This is a genomic window from Uruburuella suis (assembly GCF_004341385.1).
In the GTDB taxonomy this organism is placed as follows: domain Bacteria; phylum Pseudomonadota; class Gammaproteobacteria; order Burkholderiales; family Neisseriaceae; genus Neisseria; species Neisseria suis.
Window position 1 is genome coordinate 1 of sequence record NZ_SLXE01000034.1, and the last position, 22,672, is coordinate 22,672.

20 protein-coding genes and 2 tRNA genes are annotated in these 22,672 nt (G+C 55.6%); 13 read left to right on the forward strand and 9 right to left on the reverse strand.

The window, feature by feature from the left end; genetic code table 11:
• Window positions 1-119 precede the first annotated feature (119 nt).
• Window positions 120-1,511, reverse strand: coding sequence for an exonuclease domain-containing protein (locus tag EV680_RS10325; protein WP_132954680.1), 1,392 nt, complete (start codon window positions 1,509-1,511; stop codon window positions 120-122).
• 125 nt (window positions 1,512-1,636) lie between these two features.
• On the opposite strand from EV680_RS10325, the gene EV680_RS10330 reads away from it, so the two are divergent.
• From EV680_RS10330 to EV680_RS10340, 3 genes are all read left to right on the forward strand, one after another.
• A tRNA-Arg gene (locus tag EV680_RS10330) sits at window positions 1,637-1,713 on the forward strand.
• Between the two features lie 14 nt (window positions 1,714-1,727).
• Window positions 1,728-1,802, forward strand: a tRNA-Glu gene (locus EV680_RS10335).
• Window positions 1,803-2,118: 316 nt separating this feature from the next.
• Entirely contained in the window at window positions 2,119-2,646 is a 528-nt protein-coding gene (locus EV680_RS10340) for a hypothetical protein (protein ID WP_341539399.1), read from the forward strand.
• 88 nt (window positions 2,647-2,734) lie between these two features.
• On the opposite strand, the gene EV680_RS10345 is transcribed toward EV680_RS10340, so the two are convergent.
• From EV680_RS10345 to EV680_RS10355, 3 genes are all read right to left on the reverse strand, one after another.
• Window positions 2,735-3,460, reverse strand: coding sequence for an amino acid ABC transporter ATP-binding protein (locus EV680_RS10345; RefSeq protein ID WP_132954664.1), 726 nt, complete (start codon window positions 3,458-3,460; stop codon window positions 2,735-2,737).
• Window positions 3,461-3,477: 17 nt separating this feature from the next.
• Window positions 3,478-4,257, reverse strand: coding sequence for a 16S rRNA (adenine(1518)-N(6)/adenine(1519)-N(6))-dimethyltransferase RsmA (gene rsmA / locus EV680_RS10350; RefSeq protein WP_132954665.1), 780 nt, complete (start codon window positions 4,255-4,257; stop codon window positions 3,478-3,480).
• Window positions 4,258-4,348: 91 nt separating this feature from the next.
• Entirely contained in the window at window positions 4,349-4,759 is a 411-nt protein-coding gene (locus EV680_RS10355) for a YqaA family protein (protein WP_132954666.1), read from the reverse strand.
• A gap of 324 nt (window positions 4,760-5,083) precedes the next feature.
• On the opposite strand from EV680_RS10355, the gene EV680_RS10360 reads away from it, so the two are divergent.
• Together EV680_RS10360 and EV680_RS10365 are read left to right on the forward strand one after the other, a co-directional pair.
• Window positions 5,084-6,082: an ABC transporter substrate-binding protein gene (locus EV680_RS10360; protein WP_132954667.1), complete on the forward strand. Its 999-nt coding sequence runs from the start codon at window positions 5,084-5,086 to the stop codon at window positions 6,080-6,082.
• Window positions 6,083-6,282: 200 nt separating this feature from the next.
• Window positions 6,283-7,140, forward strand: a complete 858-nt coding sequence (locus EV680_RS10365; RefSeq protein WP_132954668.1) for an MBL fold metallo-hydrolase — start codon at window positions 6,283-6,285, stop codon at window positions 7,138-7,140.
• Between the two features lie 125 nt (window positions 7,141-7,265).
• Here the strand turns inward: EV680_RS10365 and EV680_RS10370 are convergent, their stop codons facing one another.
• The gene (locus EV680_RS10370; RefSeq protein ID WP_207894338.1) at window positions 7,266-8,258 is read right to left on the reverse strand and encodes an extracellular solute-binding protein; all 993 of its coding nucleotides are present in this window, start codon (window positions 8,256-8,258) and stop codon (window positions 7,266-7,268) included.
• A gap of 184 nt (window positions 8,259-8,442) precedes the next feature.
• Between EV680_RS10370 and EV680_RS10375 the strand changes: the two genes are divergently transcribed.
• The 7 genes from EV680_RS10375 (at window position 8,443) to cysE (ending at window position 16,280) form a co-directional block, all read left to right on the forward strand.
• A complete protein-coding gene (locus tag EV680_RS10375) occupies window positions 8,443-10,053 on the forward strand; it encodes an ABC transporter permease (RefSeq protein WP_132954669.1) in 1,611 nt (536 codons plus the stop codon).
• Window positions 10,050-11,090, forward strand: a complete 1,041-nt coding sequence (locus EV680_RS10380; RefSeq protein ID WP_132954670.1) for an ABC transporter ATP-binding protein — start codon at window positions 10,050-10,052, stop codon at window positions 11,088-11,090. Before EV680_RS10375 ends, EV680_RS10380 begins: the two co-directional genes overlap by 4 nt.
• Before the next feature lie 62 nt (window positions 11,091-11,152).
• A complete protein-coding gene (locus tag EV680_RS10385) occupies window positions 11,153-12,001 on the forward strand; it encodes an SDR family NAD(P)-dependent oxidoreductase (protein ID WP_132954671.1) in 849 nt (282 codons plus the stop codon).
• Window positions 12,002-12,080: 79 nt separating this feature from the next.
• Window positions 12,081-12,686, forward strand: coding sequence for a Maf family protein (locus EV680_RS10390; RefSeq protein WP_132954672.1), 606 nt, complete (start codon window positions 12,081-12,083; stop codon window positions 12,684-12,686).
• Window positions 12,687-13,030: 344 nt separating this feature from the next.
• Window positions 13,031-14,524: a ribonuclease G gene (rng, locus tag EV680_RS10395; protein WP_132954673.1), complete on the forward strand. Its 1,494-nt coding sequence runs from the start codon at window positions 13,031-13,033 to the stop codon at window positions 14,522-14,524.
• A gap of 144 nt (window positions 14,525-14,668) precedes the next feature.
• Complete coding sequence (gene thiM, locus EV680_RS10400; RefSeq protein WP_165870937.1) at window positions 14,669-15,469, forward strand: hydroxyethylthiazole kinase; 801 nt, start codon at window positions 14,669-14,671, stop codon at window positions 15,467-15,469.
• Between the two features lie 22 nt (window positions 15,470-15,491).
• Window positions 15,492-16,280 carry a serine O-acetyltransferase gene (cysE, locus tag EV680_RS10405; RefSeq protein WP_424580121.1) on the forward strand — a complete coding sequence of 263 codons (789 nt, stop codon included), beginning with the start codon at window positions 15,492-15,494 and terminating at the stop codon, window positions 16,278-16,280.
• Window positions 16,281-16,420: 140 nt separating this feature from the next.
• On the opposite strand, the gene EV680_RS10410 is transcribed toward cysE, so the two are convergent.
• The 4 genes from EV680_RS10410 to glyQ form a co-directional block, all read right to left on the reverse strand.
• On the reverse strand, window positions 16,421-16,966 hold the full coding sequence (locus EV680_RS10410; protein ID WP_132954675.1) for a lipocalin family protein: 546 nt from the start codon (window positions 16,964-16,966) through the stop codon (window positions 16,421-16,423).
• Window positions 16,967-17,502: 536 nt separating this feature from the next.
• Window positions 17,503-19,563 carry a glycine--tRNA ligase subunit beta gene (gene glyS / locus EV680_RS10415; protein ID WP_132954676.1) on the reverse strand — a complete coding sequence of 687 codons (2,061 nt, stop codon included), beginning with the start codon at window positions 19,561-19,563 and terminating at the stop codon, window positions 17,503-17,505.
• A gap of 37 nt (window positions 19,564-19,600) precedes the next feature.
• The gene (locus tag EV680_RS10420) at window positions 19,601-20,575 is read right to left on the reverse strand and encodes a virulence RhuM family protein/type II toxin-antitoxin system death-on-curing family toxin (RefSeq protein ID WP_132954677.1); all 975 of its coding nucleotides are present in this window, start codon (window positions 20,573-20,575) and stop codon (window positions 19,601-19,603) included.
• A 73-nt stretch (window positions 20,576-20,648) separates the two neighbouring features.
• Window positions 20,649-21,554 (reverse strand): glycine--tRNA ligase subunit alpha, encoded by a 906-nt coding sequence (gene glyQ / locus EV680_RS10425; RefSeq protein ID WP_132954678.1) that lies wholly within the window; start codon window positions 21,552-21,554, stop codon window positions 20,649-20,651.
• A gap of 148 nt (window positions 21,555-21,702) precedes the next feature.
• Here glyQ and EV680_RS10430 point away from each other — a divergent pair, with 148 nt between their 5' ends.
• Window positions 21,703-22,284, forward strand: coding sequence for an OmpA family protein (locus EV680_RS10430; RefSeq protein WP_132954679.1), 582 nt, complete (start codon window positions 21,703-21,705; stop codon window positions 22,282-22,284).
• Window positions 22,285-22,672: the final 388 nt, after the last annotated feature.

Genomic DNA, 22,672 nt, shown 5'->3' on the forward strand with positions numbered 1-22,672 from the left:
ATAAGTATGTTTTGTTTGGCGACAAAAATTTTAACTTATCTGCCTTTCTTTTATCTGATTATTTTTATGACAAGTAATTGTCAGGATGCCCTAGCCCACCAAACCACAACCTCAGCCGGCTATCCCAACACCTTTACCGCCTTCTTGCCCTGCTTAAACTTGGCTTTCAACACCGCCGGCAGCGCATCATCAAAATACCAACGCCCATCGGGCAGCTCGAGCGCACCGCCGGCGCAGCGCAAAGCCACCGATTGTCCCGATAATTCATCGCGCTCCGTAATCTCCACTTCATGCGCCCCGCCCCAATCGGCCACCGGCAGCCAAGCCGCCTGTTCGCCGATGCGTTTATTTTGCGCCTGCACGCCTGCTTCGCCCTGGCATTGGCCGCTGCATTGGCCGGCCGCCAGCAGCGGGCAAGGTTGGCCTTTGGCATAAGTGCCGGGCAGCAAATCCAACGAAGCCGGGCACAACAAGTGCGCGTGCGCCCATTCCACCAGCGCCTGCCGCGCCTTTTTCTTATGCAGAAACAAACCATTGGGACGACAAACATGGCTGCCGTTGCTCAGCGGCACAATCCGCGCCTGCAAACGCGCCCGCTCATCCGGCGCAAACTGAACCGTTAAATAAGTGCGCCCGCTTTCAGACGGCCTCAAATGATATTCGGCCAACAGCTGCGCTTTCAGCCACAACGCATGCAAAGGCCCCAGCGCCGGCACAAATCGCACCGATGCCGCTTGTTGGGTATAAACAGGCGGCTGCTTGGCATGCAGCGCCGTGGCCGTTTCATAAAACGTTTTCTCATGCGCCGCCAGCGCCAACACCTGCCCGCGCGCATCGAGCCACACCAACACGCCATGCGCATCGGGCAAAGCATAAATCTGCGCGGCCAGCGCGGCCGGCAAACGGGCGGGCAGCATTTTCGGATTCATCAATGCCCGAGAATGCTCATCCCACGCCTGCGCGCCGGCTTGGGCAATGCTTTTTTCCAAAAAATCGGCCAACACCAACACATCGGCCATGGCGCGATGGCGGCTTTCCACAGCAAGATCGAAACGCTCGATAATACTATCGAGATTATGTTTGTGAAATTCGGGATAAAGCCGGCGCGACAATTGCACCGTGCACAAAGCCGGCGCAGCAAAACAAACGCCGGCGCGCCGGAATTCGTGGCGCAAAAAGGTATAGTCGAAGCGGCTGTTATGCGCCACCACCAGCGTGCCGCGCAAAAGCGGCAGCAGCATCGGCGCCAGCTCGGTAAAAACCGGCGCCGAGGCCACCATTTCATCATCAATGCCGGTGAGGCGGGTGATAAACGGCGAAATCGGCTGCTCGGGGTTTACCAGCCATTGGTGTTGCGTGATTTTCCCGCCTTCAAAACGCAACAGCGCCACCTCGGTAACGCGGTCTTCATACATATTGCCGCCGGTGGTTTCCAAATCCACCACCGCCACCGGCATGCCCAAACGGGCAAAACATGCCGCCAATTGCGGCCAACGCGAGGCTTGCGCCATATTCATTCCAATAATTCGATTCAAACAGCAAAGCCGCATTCTACACTTTTCTGCATTTTTCTACATTTTTTGTAGAAAGGCGCTTGACAGCTTTGCACCTACTCCCTATAATTCATATCTTTCTCGCACCCGTAGCTCAGTTGGATAGAGTATCTGGCTACGAACCAGAGGGTCGGGCGTTCGAATCGCTCCGGGTGCGCCAGAAACCATTTATATGCGCCCATCGTCTAGCGGTTAGGACATCGCCCTTTCACGGCGGTAACCGGGGTTCGATTCCCCGTGGGCGTGCCAATACGCAAAAAAGCACAGTTTAAAAGCTGTGCTTTTTTGTTTGCCTTGAAAAAAATCAAGCCCGATTATTTATCGATTACAAAAACATCCCAGCCGCCTTTGCCTAAATTTACCCGCACACTGCATCAGCTTCAGTGCCCAAGAAACACATAAAAATCAAATCGCTGGCCTACATTCTTTCTCATTCGGAATACACCGCGCATGCCCGCCGGCACAATGCAGCAAGACATGGAACTTTTTCTCTGCTAACGTAGCCGAATGTGTGTGATACACAACATTCTCGCAACAACGGAGTTTTACCCAAATGAAAGCAAATTTGAAATTGATCGTTCCTGCGCTGGCTCTGAGCGCGCTTTTAACCGGCTGTGGCAGCATGGGCGGCAGCAAAGCGAAAGCCGCTCCGGCAGCCTCTGCCGCCACACCTGCGGCACAAGCACCGGCCGCACAGCAAGATCCGGCCACGGTACAAGTGGATTCTATCGACGGCCGAAAAGAAGTGGCCTATAAATGCGGCGACAAAGGCCAAAACCCGCTCACCGTGATGTATGGCTTCAAAGGCGGCGATGTGGTGGTGGCGCAAGTCAAATATCAAGACAAGCTCTCACCCGGCCTTTTCCGCGTGATTGGCGACAACGAGCAAAACAGCTTCACCGCCCAAGGCATCACCTGGACCTCGGCCAAAGCCACCCCGGCCACCGTGGATAAAGTAGACGGCGGCACACTCACCCAGCAAGCCGTGGAAGTGGTTAACGGCCAACAAATGCCGGTATCGCAAATCGTTACCCAGGCTTGCAAGCTGGACAAAACCGCCACCGCCCGCTTGGCCAACGCTGCCAAAAAATAAGCCCTGCCGAATGCATCATCCGATAAAAGGCCGTCTGAAAAATCTTTCAGACGGCCTTTTCGGTTTTGTGCGAATCTATTAATTATAATTAATGCATCACCTGCTGCAAAAATTGCCGCGCCCGTTCGGTTTGCGGCTTGATAAAAAACGCTTCCGGATCGGCATCTTCCACCACGCAGCCGTGGTCGACGAAAATCACCCGGTCGGCCACTTCGCGCGCAAAGCCCATTTCGTGGGTAACGCACATCATGGTCATGCCGCTGAGCGCCAAATCTTTCATCACTTTGAGCACTTCGCCCACCATTTCCGGGTCGAGCGCCGAAGTGGGCTCGTCAAACAGCATCACGCGCGGCTCCATCGCCAAGCCGCGGGCAATCGCCACACGCTGCTGCTGGCCGCCGGAAAGCTGGCCGGGCATGGCATCTTTTTTATGCGCCAAGCCCACGCGATCGAGCAATTCCATGGCTTTTTTTTCGGCGGCTGTGCGGCTGAGCTTTTTCACCTTCATCGGCGAGAGCACGATATTTTCCAACACGTTCAGATGCGGATAAAGATTGAAGCTTTGAAACACAAAGCCCACTTCTGCGCGCACTTTGTTTAAATCGGTTTTCGGGTCGGCCACATTCATGCCGTCCACCCAGATTTCGCCGCCCTGAATCTGCTCGAGCTGGTTTACCGTGCGGATGAGCGTGGATTTACCACTGCCGGAAGGCCCGCACACCACCACTACTTCGCCCTGCTTCACTTCCAGATTCACATCGTTGAGCACATGCAGGTCTTTGAAAAATTTGTTTACATTTTTGAATTTAATCATTTTATGCTTTCGGTGTTTCAAGCGGCCTTGTCGGCCAGATAATTGCTCAGCGTCACATATAATTCGGGCGCAATATGCTCGGCTCTATCCTGCGGATTGATGCCTACGGCGGCCAAATCTTCATCGGTGGCGATGTCTTTCAGATTATTGCGGATGGTTTTGCGCCGCTGGTGAAAAGCGGCTTTCACAAGCTTGCCGAAATGCTCGAAATCTTGCGCCACGCCGATGCGGCCGGCATCGGGAATCATGCGCACCACGGCAGAATCCACTTTCGGCGCGGGATCGAACGATTCGGGCGGCACTTCAAGCAGCAGCTCCATGTCGAAAAAATATTGCAGCATCACGCTCAGGCGGCCGTAATCGTTGCTTTTGGGTGCAGCCACCATGCGTTCCACCACTTCTTTTTGCAGCATAAAATGCATATCGGCCACTTCATCGGCCACTTCGCTCAAGCGGAACAGCAGCGGCGTGGAAATATTATACGGCAGATTGCCGACAATTTTCTTTTTGCCGGCCACGCTGCCAAAATCAAACTGCAACACATCGCCTTCGTGTATCACCAATTTATCGGCAAAGGGCAGTGTTTTCAGGCGCTTGATGATGTCACGGTCGATTTCGATCACATAAAGCTTATCGAGCTTGCGCGCCAAAGGCTCGGTAATCGCCGCCAAACCGGGGCCGATTTCAATCACCACATCACCGGGCGCGGGGCGCACGGCGCTCACAATATCATTGATGATGCGCGTGTCCTGCAAAAAATTCTGCCCGAAACGCTTGCGGGCTTTATGCTCTTTCATGTTTGCCAAATCTCAGATTTTAAGCGCGTATTGTAGCCGATTTTGTTTCAGACAGCATGATAAAAGGCCGTCTGAAAATGATTCGTCCCCTTCACAGCCAGGCTTTCAAACCGGCCAGCAGCAGACCATAGCGCAAAAACTTGCCCGCCAGCAGCATCAGGCAGCTTGCCCAGGCATTCAAGCGCAGCCAGCCGGCGGCAATCGGCAGGCCGTCGCCCACCAGCGGCAGCCAGGCCAGCAGCAGCGACCACACACCCCAGCGGCGCAGCCAGCGCAGCACTTTTTCAGACGGCTGCTTTTTCGGCGGAATCAGCCGCCCCATGCCATAGGAAACCATGCTGCCCAAGCCGTTGCACACACCCGCCAGCAGCCACGCGCCCGCCCACGCATGCGGATATTGCTGCACAAACACGGCAAACGCCGCTTCTGAAGTGCCGGGCAGAATGGTGGCCGAGGTAAATGCCGAAGCGGCCAGCGCCAGATAAGGCCAAAATAATTCCACGTTGTGCTCTTTTTCTATCAGGTCGTCTGATACCAATTCAAAAAAGTAAGCTATAGATTCGGCAAGGCGAGACAACGAAGTTAGGTTATTTTTTTGGATTGGTATGAAAACCAATTAAACCGTTCGTTTCCATAATCAGCGCTGCATCATGATTTAATATTGCGTTTGGCGCAAAAATTTTGATTAAACGCTATTTCAGAGTAAAAATCTAATATTTTGATGCGGATTCCGGCATCAGTAAAAAATTTCACCACCCGCACAAACCGCTCTTTTTTCATTATGATTCCCCTTTCATCAATGCACACAAAAAAACAGGAGAAACCCATGCGCCTCACCTTATCCACACTCGCCGCCGCCGCTTTGCTGAGCGCCTGCTCGCCGTCGGCGCAGCAAAACACGGCCGACACCGCGCCCGCAGCCGTGAAAACGGTGGCCATCACCCAAATCGTCGAACATCCGGCGCTGGATGCTTCGCGCAAAGGCATCGAAGCGGGGCTGGCCGAAGCGGGCTTTAAAGCGGGTGAAAATCTGAGCATTGATTATCAAAACGCACAAGGCAGCACCGCCACCGCCGGCCAGATTGCCAAAAAATTCGCCGCCGACAAGCCCGATGCGATTGTGGTGATTTCCACGCCCAGCGCCCAATCGGTGGTGGCCGCCACCAAGAGCGTGCCGGTGGTGTTTAATGCCATTATCGACCCCGTAGCCGCCAAGCTCGTGCCCAGCATGGATGCGCCCTCGGGCACCAATGTTACCGGCATGTCGGACTATATCCCGTTTGAGCCGCAATTTGAATTGATGCAGAAATTGATGCCGGATTTGAAGCGCATCGGCTATGTTTACAGCCCCGGCGAAATCAATTCCACCACCACGCTTGAGCGCATGAAAGCTTTTCTGGCGCCGAAAAACATCGAAGTGGTGGCCGTGGCCGCGCCGCGCACCACCGATGTGGGCGCGGCCGTGCGCAGCCTCAAAGGCAAAGTGGATCTGCTCTACACTTCGTTTGACAACGGTGTGGTGTCGGCCTATGAAGCCGTTTACAAGGCGGGCACCGAAATCAAGCTGCCCTTGGTGGCGGCCGACACCGGCACAGTGAAGCGCGGCGCCATCGCGGCTTACGGCCCCGATTTTTACGATTTGGGCGTGCAAACCGGCCACATGGTGGCGCGCATTCTCAAAGGCGAGCAGCCGGGCAGCATCACGCCCGAGCACCCGAAAGAAGGCAGTTTGATGGTGAACCCCGCTGCCGCTGCGGCGCTGGGCTTCACCATTCCCGAAGCGGTGTTGAAAGAAGCCAACGAAGTAGTGGGTGAAAAACCTTAAGCAGGCAAAATCAAAACAGGCCGCCTGAAAAAGATTTTCAGACGGCCTGTTGTTTAACATCTGCCTGCATTTCATTGTATGACGCACCATTATTAAGCTCAGCTTAAATTATACTTCAATCAAACCGCCTACTCGGCCATATTTCATCGTGATATGATGCTTTCCACTAACAACACCATCATATATCAAAAGGAACCCACATGAAAACAAGCGCTTTCATTGCCATGCTCGGTTTAGCCGCACCTTTGGCCATGGCCGATAATTTGAAATACGAAGTATTCAACCCCGGCCACAACAGCATTTTTGCCGTAACCTCCGTGATTGTGGAAGGCGATAAAGAAGTGATGCTGGTGGACAGCCAGTTTCAACGCAACGATGCCGAAACATTGGTGCAAAAAATCAAAGCCATCGGCAAACCGCTAAACACCATCTACATCAGCCACGGCGACCCTGATTTTTATTTCGGCCTCGAGCCCGTGATTCAAGCCTTTCCCAATGCCCGCGTGATTGCCACACCGGAAACGGTTCAACACATCAAAGGCAACGTCATCGCCAAAAATGATTACTGGGGGCCCATCATGAAAGAAAACGCCCCGCGCGCGCTGGTGATTCCGCAAGCCTACGCCGGCAAAACCCTGCAAGTGGGCAGCAGCCATATCGAAATCCGCAATCGTGACAACGATCCGCACCGCACTTATTTATGGGTGCCTTCCACCAAAACCATTCTGGGCGGCATCAATCTGGTGAGCGGCGAGCATATGTGGGTGGCCGACAGCCAAAGCCCTGAATCGCGCCAGCAATGGCAACGCACCTTGAGCGGCATGCAAAAGCTGAAGCCCAAACAAGTGATTCCGGCGCACTTTGTCGGAAACATCGGCAACGGCGTGTCCTCAATCGGCTTCACTCAAAAATACCTGAGCGATTTTGAACGCAACGCCGCCGCCAGCGGCAATTCAACCGAGCTGGTTGCCAAAATGAAGCAAGCCTATCCGGGTTTGGGCGGTGCGGAAAGCCTCGACATCAGCGCCAAAGTGATTAAAGGCGAGATGAAGTGGTAAAGCGGCATTATCAACATCCGCACCGAAACAACGCCAACATTCAAAAAGTTTGGTTATAAGCCGTTTGCAAAAGAAAAGGCCGTCTGAATCTTCAGACGGCCTTTTTAATATCCAATCAAACCGATTTATTTATAGCCTGCTTTGCGCATCAACATTACGGCGCGTTTTTGGTTGCTGCCGGCCACCGACACATTGATTACATCTTGCTTGAAGCTGCCCCATTTGGCCACTTTCGGGTCGGGCTTCACTTTCGGGTTGGCCGGGTATTCGTGGTTGAGGTCGGCAAACAGGTTTTGCGCTTCGCTGCCGCTGAGCCATTCGATGAATTTCTGCGCTTCGGCCGGGCGCTTGCTGAATTTGGTTACACCCGCGCCGGACACATTCACATGCGTGCCTTTGCCTTGCTGGTCGGCAAAGAAAATGCCGATGGGCAGATTGGGCTGTTTATCCATCAGGCGGCCGTAGTAATAAGTGTTGGCAATGCCCACATCGCAGCGACCGGCGCCGATGGCTTCAAGCATGGCGGTGTCGTTGGCAAACGGCGGCGCGGCCAAATTGGCCACCCAGCCTTTTACGATTTGCTCGGTTTTCACCGCGCCGAGGTTGGCAATCATGGTGCCCACCAGCGATTGGTTATACACATTATTCGAGGTGCGCAAACACAAGCGCCCTTTCCATTTTGCATCGGCCAACGCGGCATAGCTCGAAAGCTCGGCGGGCTTCACTTTATTGGTGTTGTAGAAAATGGTGCGGGCGCGCACGGATAAGCCATACCATTGGTTTTTCGGGTCGCGCAGGCTGGCGGGGATATTGGCCTTGAGCGTGGGCGAGTTAATCGGGCGCAGCAAGCCCATTTGGGTGGCCTGCCACAAGTTGCCGCCGTCAACCGTGATAAACACATCGGCCGGGGTGTTGCTGCCCTCGGCGCGTATTTTTTCCATCAAGGGGCCGGCCTGGCCGCCCACCAGCTGCACTTTGGTGCCGGTTTTCTTTTCATATTCGGCCACCACGGGCTTGAGCAGGTTGTCGGCGCGCGAAGAATACACCACCAATTCGTTGGCAAATGCCGGTGCGGCAATCATCAAGGCCAATGAAGCGGCCAATGTTGTTTTCATCATGTTTTTTCCTTTGCAATCGGTTTGAATGTGAAAGCTGAAACGGTTTGATTCTAAATCAAACTGAGAACACAAACAATAAAAACTATCATTTATCTTTTAAACGCGTATATTTTGTATTGCAATCATCTCCAATGCCCACCATAATTCAGGCTTTGCTCCCAATTTCGACAGGCCGTCTGAACCCATGAAAGCTGCTTATTCCGCCCTGAGTGCCCGCTTGTGGCTTTTATTCTGCATCGCGCTGGTGGTGATTCCGCTTGCGGTGATTATGGCGGCGTTGGGTGAATTTGATGCGGAAATCTGGGCTTTTCTGCTGGATTACCAATTGCCCGAGCTCGTGAAAAACACCTTGTTTTTGGTGTTTGGCGTGGGCGTGGGCGTGGCTTTTCTGGGCACCAGCGGCGCATGGCTCACCACCATGTATGAATTTCCGCTGCGGCGCTTTTTCTTTTGGGCGCTGATGCTGCCCTTGGCCGTGCCCGCTTATGTGCTGGCCTTTACCCAGCTCGGCCTGTTTGACTACACCGGCGTGATCAACACTTGGCTGCGCAATGCTTACGGCATTGAGCAGGCGCTGCCCGAAGTGCGCAACGGCTTCGGACTGGTGCTGGTGATGAGCCTCACTTTTTATCCTTATGTGTATTTGCTGGCGCGCAATGCGTTTGCAAGCATGGGGCAGCGGGCGCTGGAAGCGGGGGCATCGCTGGGGCTCTCGCCTGCGCGCGCTTTTGTCAAAGTGGCGCTGCCGATGGCGCGGCCGTGGATTGCCGGCGGCGTGATTTTGGCGCTGATGGAAACGCTGGCTGATTTCGGCACGGTGTCGGTGTTTGGCTACGACACCTTCACCACCGCCATTTATCAGGCCTGGTTTGACTTTTTCTCGCTCGAAACCGCCAAGCAGCTGGCAGCGCTTTTGGTCACTGCGGTGTTTGTGCTGCTGGCGCTGGAGCAGCTCAGCCGCGGCCGGCGCCGCTTTCATCAGGCCGGCAAGGCGCAGCGGCAGCGGCGCAAAGCGCTGAGCGGCCGCATGAAATGGCTGGCCACGGCTTATTGCGGCCTGATTTTGGCGGCGGCATTTTTTATTCCGCTGCTGCAATTATTGTGGTGGGCTTACGATACCTGGCACGACGGCTTCAACACCTCTTTATGGCTGCACGCCTGGCATTCTTTTGCCGCTTCGCTGCTGGCCGCGCTGGCGGTGGCGGCGGTGGCGCTCTTGCTGGCTTTGACCAAGCGCGCCGACAAGAGCCGCTTTGCCGCCGTGGCCGCACGCATCGCCACGCTGGGCTATGCCATTCCCGGCACGGTGCTGGCGGTGGGCGTGTTTGTGCCGGTGGCCTGGTTCGACAATATTCTGATTGCGTGGCTGCATCTGCCCGAGGGCACCACCGGCGTGCTCAAAGGCACTTTGTGGGTGATGCTGGCTGCTTATTTAATCCGCTTTTTGGCGGTGGGCTATGCCAGCGTGGAAGCCGGGTTGGAGCGCATCAGCCCCTCGCAGGCCGAAGCGGCGCGCTCGCTCGGCTGCACCGGCGCGGGCGTGTTGCGGCGCGTGTATCTGCCGCTTTTGAAAGGCTCGCTCGGCACGGCGCTGTTGATGACGTTTGTGGATGTGATGAAAGAGATGCCCATCACGCTGATGACGCGCCCTTACGATTGGGACACGCTGGCGGTGCGCGTGTATGCCTTCACCATTGAAGGGCAATATGCCAATGCCGCGCTGCCTGCCTTATTGATTGTGCTCACCGGCCTGGTGCCTGTGATTTTGTTTTCGCGCACGGAGCAAAACCGATGATTTTAAACGTTGCCGACTTATATTTATCGTTTGGCCGCACTGCGGTGCTGCAAGGCTTCGGCTTTGATTTAGAGGCCGGTGAAATCGCCTGCCTGCTCGGCCATTCGGGCTGCGGCAAAACCACCGCCCTGCGCGCCGTGGCCGGCTTCGAGCAGCCCGAGCTCGGCCGCATTGCGCTGCAAGGGCGCACGCTTTCAGACGGCCGCCTGTTTGTGCCGCCGCATTTGCGCCGTATCGGCATGGTGTTTCAAGATTACGCGCTGTTTCCGCACCTGAATGTGGCCGACAACATCGCTTTCGGCTTGAGCGGCCGCAGCGCCGAAGCGCGCAAAGCGCGCGTGGCCGAATTGCTCGCGCTCATCGGCCTGCCCGATTACGGCGGCCATTATCCGCACCAGCTTTCCGGCGGCCAGCAACAGCGCGTGGCGCTGGCGCGTGCGCTCGCGCCCAAGCCCGAGCTTGTGCTACTCGACGAGCCTTTTTCCAACCTCGATGCCGATTTGCGCACCCGTTTATCTAAAGAAGTGCGCTCGCTACTCAAGCAGGAAAACACCAGCGCCCTACTGGTAACGCACGATCAGCAAGAAGCCTTTGCCATGGCCGACAAAATCGGCATCATGGCCGATGGCCGCCTGCAACAATGGGACACGCCCTATAATCTCTACCACAACCCCGCCACACCCGCCATTGCCGGCTTTATCGGCCAAGGCGTGTTGCTGCGCGGCCAAATGAGCGGCAGCCATTGCGTGCGGCTGGCGCTGGGCGAATTTTGCGGCGTGGTGCCGCACCATTGCCAAAGCTGCCGTGAAGTAGATGTGCTGCTGCGCCCCGATGATGTGGTGCACGACGACAACAGCCCCGTGAGCGCCGAAGTGCTCGATAAAGATTTCAAAGGCAGCTATTTTATCTACACCCTCAAGCTCGACAGCGGCGAAACCGTGCTCGCCCATGTGCCCAGCCACCACAACCACCCCATCGGCAGCCGCATCGGCATCCGCCTGGAGCTGGAGCATTTAATCGCTTTTGCGCGCACATAGTTTTTCAGACGGCCTCAACTGTGATAAAAAGGCCGTCTGAAAACCCATCGCACACCCTCATCATGAACACCATTTTGATCACCGGCTGCTCCAGCGGCATCGGCTACGACACCGCCAAACAGCTGCACGAAAAAGGCTGGCGCGTGTTTGCCTCGTGCCGGCGCACCGAAGATGTGGCGCGGCTGCAAAGCGAAGGCCTCGCCGATGCGCTCCTGCTTGATGTGACCGACAGCGCCCAAATCGAAGCCGCATTTGCCCACATTCTCGCGCAAACCGGCGGCAGGCTCGATGCGCTATTCTGCAACGCCGGCTACGGCCAAGTGGGCGCGGTGGAAGATATTCCGCGCATCGCCCTGCACCAGCAATTCAACACCAATGTGTTCGGCACTTGGGAATGCATCACCCACGCCATGAAAATCTTCCGCCGCCAAGGCCGCGGGCGCGTGTTGATAAACAGCAGCATTTTGGGCTTTGCCGCCATGCCCTGGCGCGGCGCGTACAACAGCTCCAAATTCGCCCTCGAAGGCCTCGCCGACACCTTGCGCCACGAAACCCACGGCAGCGCCATTTTCGTGAGCCTGATCGAGCCCGGGCCGATTGCCACCCGCTTCCGCCCCAACGCGCTGGAAAAATTCAAGCAATATATCGACATCGACAAAAGCGTGCACGCCGAAAGCTACCGCGCCCAGCTCGCCCGCCTCGAAACCGAAGGCGACGCCGCGCCGTTTACCATGACCTCGCCCGATTGCGCCGCCGTGTGCGTGAAAGCGCTGCTGGCCGAGCGCCCCAAAGCGCGCTACCGCATCACCCTGCCCACTCAGGTTTTCTGGTATTTAAAGCGGCTTTTGCCCACGCGCTGGCTCGATGCCGTGCAGCGGGCGGCCGTGGGCGGGCAAGGGAAAAACCATTAACTTTGCCACTCTTTTCTGCCATCGTGATTTCCAAACGCCGCGTTTCAATAAAACCCTTTTCTTTCAGACGGCCTGATTTATGCACACCCTCTATCTCGCCTCCGGCAGCCCGCGCCGCCGCGAAATTCTCGAAAATCTCGGCTACACCGTCATCCGCCTGAAGGCCGACATCGACGAAACGCCGCAACATCTCGAATCGGCCGCCGCTTATGTGGCGCGCATGGCCGCCGAGAAAAACACCGCCGCGCTGCTGCAATGGCAGGCGCAACACCGCCATGCGCCCGAATACCCCATCCTCAGCGCCGACACCACCGTGGCGCTGCACAACCGCATTTTGGGCAAACCCGAATCCGCCGAACACGCCCGCGAAATGCTGCAAAACCTCTCCGGCAGCGTGCACCAAGTGCTCACCGCCGTGAGCGTGCATTGGCAGGGGCACACTTATCATCACACCCAGCAAAGCGACGTAGCCTTCAAAACCTTGAACAAGGCCGAAATCAGCGCCTATATCGCCGGCGGCGAGCCGATGGACAAAGCCGGCGCCTACGGCATACAGGGCTTGGGCGGCGTGTTTGTGGCCGATTTGCGCGGCAGCTTCACCGGCGTGATGGGCCTGCCCGTGTATGAAACCATGGCGCTGCTCGCACAATGCGGCCTTGCCGTGCCGCCGTTTCAGACGGCCTAAAGCAAAACAAAGGCCGTCTGAAAAGCACACACCGATTGAAACAAGCCGCGTAGGTACGATTAGCCGCCTGCGGCGGCGTAATCGTACGCATGCAAACACCACCCCAAAGCCGCCCACGCCAACCCACCACCTGAAAAATCAATGCAGCAAACCCTTTTTCAGACGGCCTCACAATAGAACGCAGGCCGTCTGAAAAGCACACAGCCGATTGGCGCAAACAAGCGCTTTCAGGTATGATTCAACAGCTTTGCCCACCACGCCCGCGCCCGACACAAACACTTTTGCAATCGGCTTTCCCGCCCCGAGAGCCGATTGCAAAAGTTTTTAAAATTCAGAGAGTTATTATGTTATCCAGCATTCCCCTGCCGAAAGGCATCGTCAGGCCGCCTGAAACCGTGCTTGTCAACATCACGCCGCAGGAAACCCGCGTAGCCATGCTCGAAGAAAACAATATTTGCGAGCTGCACATCGAGCGCAACAGCGGCCACGGCTTGGTGGGCAATATTTATTTGGGCGTGGTGCGGCGCGTGCTGCCCGGCATGCAGAGCGCTTTTATCGACATCGGCTTGGAGCGGGCGGCTTTTCTGCACATTGTCGACGTGCTCGAGCAGCGCCAAAACCCGGAAGAAACCCAGCGCATCGAGCACATGCTGTTTGAAGGCCAATCGGTGCTGGTTCAAGTAATTAAAGATCCAATCAACACCAAAGGCGCGCGCCTTTCCACCCAGATTTCGCTGGCCGGGCGCTTTCTCGTGCACCTGCCGCAAGACGAGCACATCGGCATTTCGCAGCGCATCGAAGACGAAAACGAGCGCAACAGCCTGCGCGAGCGGCTCAACAATCTCTTAGCCGCCGATGCCTGCCACGGCTACATTATCCGCACCAGCGCCGAAACCGCCACCGATGCCGAATTGCAGGCCGATATCGACTACCTCACCAAAGTATGGGCGCACATCCGCCACCAAGCCAAAACGCGCCCGCCCGAAACCCTGCTTTATCAAGATCTGCCGCTGCCCTTGCGCGTGTTGCGCGATATGTTCAACGACAACACCCGTGAAATTTTGGTCGATTCCACCGAAAATTATCTGCGCATGCGCGAATTTGCCGGCCAATATGTGCAGGGCGCGGTGGATAAAATCCAGCTTTTCAAGGGCGAGCGCCCCTTGTTTGAAACCCACAACATCGAGCAGGAAATCAACCGCGCCCTGCAACCGCGCGTCAACCTCAATTTCGGCAGCTATCTGATTATCGAAGCCACCGAAGCCATGACCACCATTGATGTAAACACCGGCGGCTTTGTGGGCGCGCGCAATTTCGACGAAACCATTTTCAAAACCAACCTCGAAGCCTGCCACGCCATCGCCCGCGAATTGCGCCTGCGCAACCTCGGCGGCATCATCATCATCGACTTTATCGACATGGCGCTCGAGAGCCACCGCGAAGCCGTGTTGCAGGAATTGGCCAAAGCGCTGGGCTTCGACCGCACCCGCGTCACCCTCAACGGCTTCACCAGCTTAGGGTTGGTGGAGCTCACCCGCAAACGCACGCGCGAAAACCTCAACCATGTGTTGTGTGAAACCTGCCCCACCTGCCAAGGCAGAGGCCATCTGAAAACCGCACAAACCGTGTGCTACGAAATCCAACGCGAAATCGTGCGCGAAGCGCGCCGCTACGATGCCCAAAGCTTCCGCATTCTCGCCGCGCCCAGCGTGATTGATTTATTTCTCGACGAAGAATCGCAATCGCTGGCCATGCTGGTCGATTTCATCGGCAAGCCGATTTCGCTGGCGGTGGAAACCGCTTACACGCAGGAGCAATACGATATTGTGTTGTTATAATTCAAAGGCCGTCTGAACACGTTTTCAGACGGCCTTTTGATGACACAATGGCAAGCCTATTCCAAGCATATTCAATCATGCGCGGTGTACAGCCGCCGCGCTCTATGTTATACAATAGCTCAAACCATCACATCAGGAGAAGCCATGGCTCTGCCCGTTGCCCGTTTTGCCGCCGCCGTGCGCGCCCGCAACCCGCTGATTCACAGCATCACCAACTATGTGGTTGCCTCTTTTCAAGCCAATGCCTTAAGCGCATTGGGCGCATCGCCGATTATGGCCGACGAGCCGGAAGAAGCCGCCAAGCTCACCGGCCTTTCAGACGGCCTGGTGGTCAACATCGGCACCCTCAACCAACACAGCATCAACGCCATGTATCTGTCGGCACAAGCCGCCTACCGCAAGAATATTCCGCGCGTGCTCGACCCGGTGGGCGTGGGCGCTTCTTATTTGCGCCAACACACCGTGCACGAATTGCTGCAATTGTTCCGCTTCAGCGCCATACGCGGCAATGCCGGCGAAATCGCCTTTTTAGCCCAAGCCGGCCACCGCAGCAAAGGCATTGATGCCGGCGCACTCGAAGCTGACCCGCTTCAAATCGCCCAAACCGTGGCCCGCCGCTACCAAAGCATCGTGGTGATGACCGGCGCCGAAGATTACATTACCGACGGCCGCACCACTTATCTGTGCCGCAACGGCCACCCGATGATGGCTGTGCTGGTGGGCACAGGCTGCATTGCTTCTGCCGTGGTGGGGGCTTTTATTGCCGCACATAACCACAATATGCTCGAAGCGGCCGCTGCGGCCATCTCGTTTTACGGGCTGTGCGGCGAAACCGCCGCCGCCTCGGCACAAGGCCCCGGCAGCCTGCAAACCCTGTTGCTCGACAACCTCTACCACCTGCCCCGCGAAGCGATGGATCAAGGCTGCCGCCTTATCCGCCTCTAAACCCTTTCAGACGGCCTTTATTATGAACGACCACATCACCTCCGCCCATTTCGACTTATGGCAAACCATACGCAGCGAAGCCGCCGCCGCGGCCGCCGCCGAGCCCATGCTGGCCAGCTTTCTGCACCTCACCGTGCTGCGCCACCATTCGCTCGACCGCGTGCTGGCCTTTCATCTTTCCAGCAAACTTTCCAGCCCGATTATGGATGCCCGCGCCCTGTTTGAAGTGTATCTGCAAGCGCTGCAAAGCGATGGCGATATCATCAAAGCCGTGGAAAAAGACATTCTCGCCTGCTACGAGCGCGACCCGGCCTGCGACGAATATTCGCTGCCCCTGCTTTATTTCAAAGGCTTCCATGCCGTGCAGGCGCACCGCATCAACCATTGGCTGTGGCAGCAAGGCCGCAAAACCCTAGCCTATTTCCTACAAAACCGCTCATCTGAAGTGTTCGGCACCGACATCCACCCCGCCGCCCGCTTCGGCCACGGCCTGATGCTCGACCACGCCACCGGCTTTGTGGTGGGTGAAACCGCCACGCTGGGCAACGACATTTCCATTCTGCACGGCGTAACCCTCGGCGGCTCAGGCAAAGAGAGCGGCGACAGGCACCCGAAAGTGGGCGATGGCGTGATGATAGGCGCCAACGCCTCCGTGCTCGGCAACATCCGCATCGGCGAATATTCCAAAGTGGGCGCCGGCAGCGTGGTGGTGGCCGATGTGCCGCCGCATTCCACCGTGGTGGGCGTGCCGGCCAAAACCGTGGGCAAATCGGTGGACAAACCGGCCGCGGAAATGGATCAGCGCATTTAGGGGCTGCTCACCATTCATCACGCGGCAATCTTTTGATTCAAAACGTGCTTTTGCACCAAGGCCGTCTGAAACGTTAACATTTCAGACGGCCTTGGTTTTACCAAACAGCTTCACCTGCCCAGAAAAAGCCTCGCCGGCCATCAATTCGGATTGCGGATCAAACCATCCAAATCATAACCCTGCTCGCGTGCCGTATCCAAATAGCGCTGATACACCGCCTCATCAATATCCGGCGTGCGCGAAAGCAGCCACAAATATTTGCGGTCGGGCGTGCCCACCAGCGCGGTTTGATACGATTCATCCAAGCGCAAAATCCAGTATGAAGCCTTGCCGAACGGCAGCCAACGCAGGCCTTTGGGCAGGAAAGTAACCTTCAGCTTGCTGCCGCCCGCATCCGCCGCCTTAGCCAGCCCTGTTGCCTCTATCATTTCGCCGTCTGCCTTGCGGCAGCGGTTCAACACCGTGACGCTGCGGTTTTCATTCAAGCGGTAATCGGCGGTAACATCGCGCACGCAATCGTTTTGAAACCGCATCGGCAAGCGGGCGATTTCATGCCAACGCCCCATATAACGCGGCACGTCCACCTCGGCCACGGTGGCCGGCGGCGCGGCAGTTTCGGCCGCAACGGCAGGCTGGATAAGCGCGGCACCCAATATCCATGCCGACAATAACGCAGTTTTTTTCATGATATTCCTTTACAGATTAATCAAGGCCGTCTGAAAAAGTTCAGATGCGCCCATCCTACGCGTTTCATGCCGCGCCAACAATCCCGCCATGCCGCTTGCAGAGGCTGATTTGAAAAATATTGATTTGGCAATTCAATATTAAACATTGTCGGCTCGCCGCCTTGCACTCTTTTACCCATTCAAAAAAGTAAGCCAACAAGGCGGCGAGCCTGCGACAGTACAGATATAGTAAAATGCAAGAAAAAGTGACACGAAATGCATTCTGAAACAGCGTAGGTTGGGCTGCCAAACCCAACGTTTCAGACGGCTTGTGGATTTGTTGGGTTTACAACCCAACCTACCCGCTGCTGAACTGCTTTTATTTTGTAAGGTTATTTTTTAGAATTGGTTTTAGGTTATTTTTTGGATTGGTATGACTTTATTGAATGAGTATAAAAGTCAGGCCGTCTGAATGTTCAGACGGCCTGTATCTTTATTGCCTATGCTGAAAAATGCACGGCGCACCTACGCAGGCACGCGCATTCAGGCGCTTTCGCTTATTCGCCCAAAAGTGCAATATCGGCCACAGCGTTCATTTGCTGCGCCAATTGATTGAGCAGATTCAAACGGTTTTGCTTCACCGCCGCATCGTCTGCCATCACCATCACACCGTCGAAAAAGGTATCCACTTGCGGCTTGATGGCGGCCAATTCGGTTAAGGCCGTCTGAAAGTCTTGCTTGGCCAGCGCGGCTTCGATTTTCGGCGCCAAGGCTTGCGCGGCGGCAAGCAAGGCTTTTTCTTCGTTTTGCTGCAACAAAGCCTCGTTCACCGCGCCCAATCCGGCATCGGCTTTTTTAAGCAGGTTGTGTACGCGCTTGTTGGCGGCAGCCAGCGCGGCGGCTTCGGGCAGCGCTTTGAAGGCGGCCACAGCGTTCAGACGGCCTTCGATATCGCCCAAGCGCTGCGGCGCTTTGGCCAATACCGCCGCCACCACGTCTTGCGGATAATCGTTTTGCAGCAGCACCGCCAAACGCGCCTGCATAAAGTCGGCCACTTCGGCAGGCGTTTTCGGGTTGAGCACGCCGGCGGGGAAGCTGCCAAAGGCCGTCTGAATCAAATCAGCCGCGTTCAAATCGTATTGCATCAGCATACGCAACACGCCCAAAGCAGCGCGGCGCAAGGCATATGGGTCTTTATCGCCGGTGGGCACCAGGCCGATGCCCCAAATGCCGACCAAGGTTTCGAGCTTGTCGGCCAGCGACACGGCGGTGGCAATCTTGCCTTCGGGCAATGCATCGCCGGCGAAGCGCGGCTGGTAATGCTGCTCGATGGCGGCGGCGATTTCTTCACTTTCACCATCCAAGCGGGCATAGTATTTGCCCATCGTGCCTTGCAGCTCGGGAAATTCGCCCACCATTTCGGTAACCAAATCGGCCTTGGCCAAACGCGCGGCGCGCTCGGCCACGGCCACATCGGCGCCCAGCGCTTTGGCGATGCTGCCGGCAATGCTCGTCAAGCGGCTGATGCGCTCGGCCTGATTGCCGATTTTGTTGTGATACACCACGTTTTCGAGCTTGGGCAGGCGGCTTTCGAGCGTGGCTTTTTGGTCTTGCTTGTAGAAAAATTCGGCATCGGAAAGGCGCGCGCGCAACACGCGTTCGTTGCCGTGGATGATATGGCTCGGGTCTGCAGCTTGCAGGTTGGACACCAGCAAAAAGCGGTTCATCAGCTTGCCATCAGCATCGAGCAGCGGAAAATATTTTTGGTTTTGCTGCATGGTGAGAATCAGGCATTCTTGCGGCACTTGCAAAAAGTGCGCTTCAAAGCCCGCTTCGAGCACCACCGGCCATTCCACCAAAGCGGTTACTTCATCCAGCAGCGCTTCATCGGCGGCCACGGTGGCATTCAGACGGCCTGCCTGCTCATTCAAAGCGGCTTGAATGGCGGCTTTGCGTTCGGCAAACGAAGCAATCACTTTGCCCTGCGTGCGCATTTGCTCGGCATAAGCATCGGCATCGGCAAACACAATTTGGCCGTCTGAAAGAAAACGGTGGCCGAGCGTGGCGTTTTGGCTGCTCAAGCCCAACACTTCGGCGGCCACGGTGTCGGCACCGTGCATCACCACTAGGCCGTGCACCGGGCGCACGAACGTATGCGTGCTGCTGCCCCAGCGCATCACTTTCGGAATCGGCAGCTTTTTCACCGCCTGCGCCAAAATTTCGCTGATTAATGCGCTCAAGGGCTGGCCTTTTTGCGTGTATTCATAGGCATACACATCTTGCTTGCCATCATTAACGATGCTGAGCGCGGCAATTTCCGCGCCGCACGAACGGGCGAAACCTTCCAACGCTTTGGTAGGCGCACCGTCTTTCATACCCGCCGCCACCGCCGGGCCTTTTTTCACCACTCGGCGGTCGGCCTGCACGGCTTTAACGTTTTTCACCTGCACGGCCAAGCGGCGCGGCGAAGCATAAGCAGTGAAATCGGCCTCGCCGTCGATCAATTGCTCTTTTTCCAGCGCTTCGGCCACAGAAGCGGCCAAGCTGTTGCCCAACAGGTTGAGGGCTTTGAGCGGCAGCTCTTCGGTGCGCAGTTCGATTAATAAGGTTTGGGTCATGGTTAAACTTTCTGTTGCTTAGTATTGGGTTTGCTGTTCAGACGGCCTGTTGCAGCATGTGCATCATCAGGCGGATTAAGGTTTCTTTCTGTTTGGGGTCGGATTCGGCCACCAATAAAGTTAAAGCGGCCAAGCCGGTGTCGTTTATTACAGCCTGCCCGCTTCTGTTCAATAATCTGTCATTTCGATGCAGAAAATCGACAAACAAAAACGCGCCGCTGCGTTTGTTGCCGTCTGAAAACGGATGGTTTTTGACGACAAAATACAATAAATGCGCGGCTTTGCTTTCAATGCTGGGGTAGGCCGGTTCGCCGAACACACTTTGCTCCAAATTGCCAAGCAGCGCATCCAAACCGTCGCCGCGCTCGCGGGCGAATAAATCAGTGGCTTCGCCACGCGCCATCAGTTGCTGTTTCAGCGCAGCCAAGGCGGTGCGGGCTTCAATTGCTGATGGCAATGCGCCGCCGTTTTCGCCTTTCGGCTCGCCCAGCAAGCCTTCATCGTATTGCTGCAACCACAAAAAAGTTTGTGTGTAGCGGCTGACGATATCTACCAAGCCGCGTCCGCTTTCCAGCGTTAATTCGGGTGAGGCGGCGGTTTTCTGAATCAGCGCGAGGGCTTGCTCCAGCTCGGCGGCGTTTTGCTGCAAACGCTTTTGGTTGAGCGCATAGCCTTTAAGCAGGTAGTCTTTCAGGCGGGCGGTTGCCCAGATGCGGAATTGAGTGCCTTGCTTGGACCTCACCCGATAACCAACTGAAATAATAACATCAAGATTATAAAGATTAGTTGGTTTGGTAGAAAAATCGGAAATACCGATTTTTCTCATTGATGTTTCTTCTTCCAACTCTTTTTCTTTATAAATATTAAGAATATGTTCGTTAACCGTAGAGCGTGATTTTTGAAATAAGTGAACCATATCATCAATGCTCAGCCATACGCTCTCTTGTTCAAAGCGAACATCTACCTGCGTTTGCCCGTCTTGGGTTTGATAAATTTCAATTGGCCGGTTCATTAATCATTCCCCAAAATATTTCAAATTGGCTGGCTATTCGCAAGCTGAGATACCAAACAGCCAGTCTGAATCATTACACCGTTTTATTTTTAATCAGCGGATAGCCCAAGGCTTCGCGGCTTTCGACAAATTTTTGCGCCACGATGCGGCTGAGGTTGCGGATGCGGCCGATATAGGTGGCGCGCTCGGTCACGGAAATGGCGCCGCGCGCATCAAGCATATTGAAAGTGTGGCCGGCTTTGAGCACTTGCTCGTAAGCGGGCAGAATCAGGCTGGCGTTTTCGATTTCGAGCAGGCGGCGGGCTTCGGCTTCGAAATTATTGAAGTTTTGCAGCAGCAAATCCACGTTGGCATATTCGAAATTATAAGTGGATTGCTCCACTTCGTTTTGATGGTAAACATCGCCGTAGGTCACGGTTTGGCCGTCGGGCGTGTGCGCCCACACGAGGTCATACACGTTTTCCACGCCTTGCAGATACATGGCCAAGCGCTCGATGCCGTAGGTGATTTCACCGAGCACGGGCGTGCAATCGATGCCGCCCACTTGCTGGAAATAGGTAAATTGGGTCACTTCCATGCCGTTGAGCCACACTTCCCAGCCCAAGCCCCAAGCGCCGAGGGTGGGATTTTCCCAATCGTCTTCCACAAAGCGGATGTCGTGCTCCAGCGGCGAAATACCCAATTCTTTCAATGAATCGAGATACAGCTCTTGGATATTCTCAGGTGCGGGTTTGAGGGCGACCTGGAATTGGTAATAATGTTGCAAGCGGTTGGGGTTGTCGCCGTAGCGGCCGTCTTTGGGGCGGCGGCTGGGCTGCACATAGGCGGCAAACCACGGCTCGGGGCCGAGCGCGCGCAGGCAGGTGGCGGGGTGGCTCGTGCCGGCGCCCACTTCCATATCGAAAGGTTGCAGCACCACGCAGCCTTGCGCGGCCCAGAAATTTTGTAATTTGAAGATGATTTGTTGGAATGTCAGCATGTTTGCCCTGCCCGATAGGAAATGCGTATAAAGGCAGCATTTTACTGCGTTGACGGGGGCTTGAACAGGGATTTAGCTGTTACAGGCGGGATAAGTTGGGTATAATGCCGAAGTTTGTTGTCCGTTTGATGTTTTTAGGGAGAGTGGAATGAATGAAGAAGAAAATAAAGAGCAGCGCTTGGCGCTGTTGCTGCCCGCAGCGGCAGTGGGCTTGACCACTGCGGCAGTGGTGTTTTTCTCGGTGTGGGGCTGGCAAACCGGCAAAATCGAGGGCGCACCGGCGGCTTCTGAAGTGGTTGTGGTAGAAGAAAGCGTAACCGAAGTGGTGGTGGCCGACGAAATGGCTTCCGCTGCCAGCAGCCCGGCCGATGCGATTTTGGCCGCTGATGCGCAAAATAATGATGCCGCCAAAGTGGTGGTGGAAAACGGCGTGGTGAAATTCTACTTTGCCACCGGCAAAGCCGATTTGGCGCAAGGTGCCGATGAAGCGCTGCAAGATGTGCTCGCCGGTGCCAAAGAAGGCAAAAAAGCGGTGATTTCCGGCTTTCACGACGACACCGGCAACCGTGCGCAAAATGAAGAATTATCCAAACAGCGCGCATTTGCCGTGCGCGATGCCTTGCTGGCGCTGGGCGTGCCCGAGTCGCAAATCGAATTGCGCAAGCCCGAAAGCACCGAGGGCAGCGGCAACAATGCCGAAGCCCGCCGCGTAGAAGTGGTGCTGGAATAAAAAGGCAGAAATAAAAAACACCGGTTTACAGCCGGTGTTTTTTATGGTGCGACATCAGTCAAACAAACCGTAAAAAATAAGATAAAAGGCCGTCTGAAAAACTTTCAGACGGCCTTTGGTTCGTAGGCAGGATTCTTGAATCCGACACTTGTTCGGCAGAACAAACCACGCACATTGCTTTAACCGATGGCCAAACGTCGGATTAGAATCCAACCTACACAGATGGTGCTGTCGAACTGCTTTTATTTTGTAAGCTTATTTTTTTGAATGGGCAAAAGGCCGTCCGAAAAAACTTGAACTGCACCCCAAAAGTTGGACACCCCCATCCAACCCATAAAGGTGCAGTTTTCTTATGAACAAATATACCGTAGACTTCAAATACCAAGCC

What these genes read in the sequence shown, in the direction of transcription:
- EV680_RS10385 (WP_132954671.1), top strand. Translation starts at nt 11,153, where the DNA reads ATGAACACCATTTTGATCACCGGCTGCTCCAGCGGCATCGGCTACGAC.
- EV680_RS10365 (WP_132954668.1), top strand. Translation starts at nt 6,283, where the DNA reads ATGAAAACAAGCGCTTTCATTGCCATGCTCGGTTTAGCCGCACCTTTG.
- rsmA (WP_132954665.1), bottom strand. Translation starts at nt 4,257, where the DNA reads ATGAAAGAGCATAAAGCCCGCAAGCGTTTCGGGCAGAATTTTTTGCAG.
- rng (WP_132954673.1), top strand. Translation starts at nt 13,031, where the DNA reads ATGTTATCCAGCATTCCCCTGCCGAAAGGCATCGTCAGGCCGCCTGAA.
- glyQ (WP_132954678.1), bottom strand. Translation starts at nt 21,554, where the DNA reads ATGCTGACATTCCAACAAATCATCTTCAAATTACAAAATTTCTGGGCC.
- EV680_RS10370 (WP_207894338.1), bottom strand. Translation starts at nt 8,258, where the DNA reads ATGATGAAAACAACATTGGCCGCTTCATTGGCCTTGATGATTGCCGCA.
- thiM (WP_165870937.1), top strand. Translation starts at nt 14,669, where the DNA reads ATGGCTCTGCCCGTTGCCCGTTTTGCCGCCGCCGTGCGCGCCCGCAAC.
- EV680_RS10380 (WP_132954670.1), top strand. Translation starts at nt 10,050, where the DNA reads ATGATTTTAAACGTTGCCGACTTATATTTATCGTTTGGCCGCACTGCG.
- EV680_RS10345 (WP_132954664.1), bottom strand. Translation starts at nt 3,460, where the DNA reads ATGATTAAATTCAAAAATGTAAACAAATTTTTCAAAGACCTGCATGTG.
- EV680_RS10375 (WP_132954669.1), top strand. Translation starts at nt 8,443, where the DNA reads ATGAAAGCTGCTTATTCCGCCCTGAGTGCCCGCTTGTGGCTTTTATTC.
- EV680_RS10360 (WP_132954667.1), top strand. Translation starts at nt 5,084, where the DNA reads ATGCGCCTCACCTTATCCACACTCGCCGCCGCCGCTTTGCTGAGCGCC.
- cysE (WP_424580121.1), top strand. Translation starts at nt 15,492, where the DNA reads ATGAACGACCACATCACCTCCGCCCATTTCGACTTATGGCAAACCATA.
- glyS (WP_132954676.1), bottom strand. Translation starts at nt 19,563, where the DNA reads ATGACCCAAACCTTATTAATCGAACTGCGCACCGAAGAGCTGCCGCTC.
- EV680_RS10390 (WP_132954672.1), top strand. Translation starts at nt 12,081, where the DNA reads ATGCACACCCTCTATCTCGCCTCCGGCAGCCCGCGCCGCCGCGAAATT.
- EV680_RS10325 (WP_132954680.1), bottom strand. Translation starts at nt 1,511, where the DNA reads ATGGCGCAAGCCTCGCGTTGGCCGCAATTGGCGGCATGTTTTGCCCGT.
- EV680_RS10420 (WP_132954677.1), bottom strand. Translation starts at nt 20,575, where the DNA reads ATGAACCGGCCAATTGAAATTTATCAAACCCAAGACGGGCAAACGCAG.
- EV680_RS10410 (WP_132954675.1), bottom strand. Translation starts at nt 16,966, where the DNA reads ATGAAAAAAACTGCGTTATTGTCGGCATGGATATTGGGTGCCGCGCTT.
- EV680_RS10430 (WP_132954679.1), top strand. Translation starts at nt 21,703, where the DNA reads ATGAATGAAGAAGAAAATAAAGAGCAGCGCTTGGCGCTGTTGCTGCCC.